2 protein-coding genes are annotated in these 1,958 nt (G+C 78.2%); one reads left to right on the plus strand and one right to left on the minus strand.

What is annotated here, in order from left to right; genetic code table 11:
- Positions 1-38: 38 nt before the first annotated feature.
- Entirely contained in the window at positions 39-626 is a 588-nt protein-coding gene (locus tag ABD308_RS24765; protein WP_344338732.1) for a hypothetical protein, read from the minus strand.
- Positions 627-889: 263 nt separating this feature from the next.
- Between ABD308_RS24765 and ABD308_RS24770 the strand changes: the two genes are divergently transcribed.
- Positions 890-1,958, plus strand: a 1,069-nt coding sequence (locus tag ABD308_RS24770; protein WP_344338733.1) for a BREX system ATP-binding domain-containing protein, incomplete at its 3' end; no start/stop codon positions are given.

Below are 1,958 nucleotides of genomic sequence, written 5' to 3' on the forward strand. Positions count from 1 at the left end.
GGGGTCGCGACCGGCCCCGGTTGCCGGGGGGGGGTGTTTCAGCGGAGCCAGGCGTGGTCGCGGACGACCGGGAGCGCGGCCCAGCGGCGGGCGAGGCCCCAGGTGCGGCCGGCGCCGGTGGCGGCGAGGGCGATGAACAGCAGGGCGTAGACGACGTGGTAGTCGAGCAGCGGGTTGGTCGACCCGCTGGCGCCGCCGTCGGCGAGGTGGCGGGCGGGCGGCCACTCGGCGGCCCACATCAGGGTGAGCAGGACGGTTCCGCCGCCGGCGGCGATCCGCAGGCCGACACCGCCCACCAGGGCGAGCCCGAGGCCGAGCAGGCCGAGCATGAACATCCAGTCGGCCCAGGCCTGCCCGGCCATCGAGTGGAAGGTCTCGCGCAGCGGCCCGGCGGCCACGTGGCTGAGGAAGCCCTTGGTCGGCGACGCGCCGTCGATCCAGGCCCTGCCGTCGGCGGTGGAGTAGCCGAGGCCGAAGGTCTTGTCGGCGAAGGCCCAGAGGAACACCGCCCCGAGGGCGATCCGCGCGGTGGCGAGGGCGGCGCCGGCGGCGGTGACGGGCGCGGCGGCGGTGGTGGCCGGGGTGGACGCGGCGGCGCGGGCGGCGGTCAGGTGGTGAACGGCCATGACGGGGCTCCTCGTTGGGGGTGGGTCCACGGACGGGACCGGGGCGGACCGACGGATGCCGGGCCGGGCCGTGCGGCGGAGCGGCGGTGCGGTTCCTCTGAGGTAGAGCCTGCCGCGCACCGGGCGGCGGGTCTGCGGGCCGTTGGTCCCGGTCGGCGGAACAAGGGTCCCGGCCGGGGGGTACCAGGGCGGGGGGAACGGTCCCGGCAGGGGATAACCTTGGGTGCCCGGAGGCGGGCCGGCCGACGCAAGAGGAAAGAACCGTGGTGCAGGACAGGCAGGACCCGGCCCTGATCGGACGGCAGCGGGAGACCGGCCTGCTGGCCGCCGCCCTGGACCGGGCCGAGGACCGCGCGGGCGGAGCCACCGTGCTGCTGCGCGGCGAGGCCGGCGTCGGCAAGAGCACCCTGCTGGCCTGGGCCGGGCGCGCCGCGCGCGAGCGCGGGTTCACCGTGCTGCGCGCCGTCGGCTCCGAGGCCGAGACCGACCTCGCGTTCGGCGCCCTGCACCAGGCCCTCTGGTCGCTGCTCCAGCCCTCCGGCACGCTCTCCGCCCACCAGCGGGAGGCCCTGGAGAGCGCGTTCGGCGCCCGCTCCGGCACCCCCAGCGGCTTCGCCGTCGGCGCCGCCGCCCTGGCGCTGCTGGACGACGCGGTGCGCACCGCCCCCGTGCTGCTGATCCTGGACGACCTGCACTGGATCGACTCCTCCAGCGCCACCGTCTTCGGCTTCCTGCACCGGCGCTGCGCCGAGCTGCCGCTGGTGATCGTCGGCGCCACCCGTCCGGACGGCCAGGCCGCGCAGAGCTGGGCGGCCGAGGCCGTCGACGTCCGGGCGCTGCCCCGGGCGGACGCCGCCGCGCTGCTCGGCACCCGCTACCCCGAGCTGGCCGGACGCGCCCGCGACCGGGTGCTCGCCGAGGCGGACGGCAACCCGCTGGCCCTGGTGGAGCTGCCCCGGCAGCTCCCCGCCGCCCAGCAGCGCGGCGTCGCCCCGCTGCCCGAGCGGCTGCCGCTGGGGCGCCGGCTGGAACGGCTCTTCGCCGACCGGCTGGACGCGATGACCCCCGAGGTCGGCCGGCTGCTGCTGCTCGGCGCCCTGGCCACCGGCCCGGACCTCAGCAGCGGCGTGTGGCTGCGCGCCGTCCCGGACGGGGACGTGCGGGAGACCCTGGAGCGGATCGAGGCGGACGGCCTGGCCCGGCTGGACGCCACCGGACAGCTGGTGTTCCGCCACCCGCTGGCCCGCACCGCCGTGGTCGCCGCCGCCTCCGACGCCGCGCGCCGCGAGGCCCACCGGGCGCTGGCCGGCGTCCTCGGCCCGGACGATCCGC

Origin of the sequence: Kitasatospora putterlickiae (genome assembly GCF_039527695.1) — a bacterium.
In the GTDB taxonomy this organism is placed as follows: Bacteria; Actinomycetota; Actinomycetes; order Streptomycetales; family Streptomycetaceae; genus Kitasatospora; species Kitasatospora putterlickiae.

Excerpts from the sequence above, each read along its gene's own strand:
- ABD308_RS24765 (WP_344338732.1), bottom strand. The coding sequence starts at position 626 with ATGGCCGTTCACCACCTGACCGCCGCCCGCGCCGCCGCGTCCACCCCG.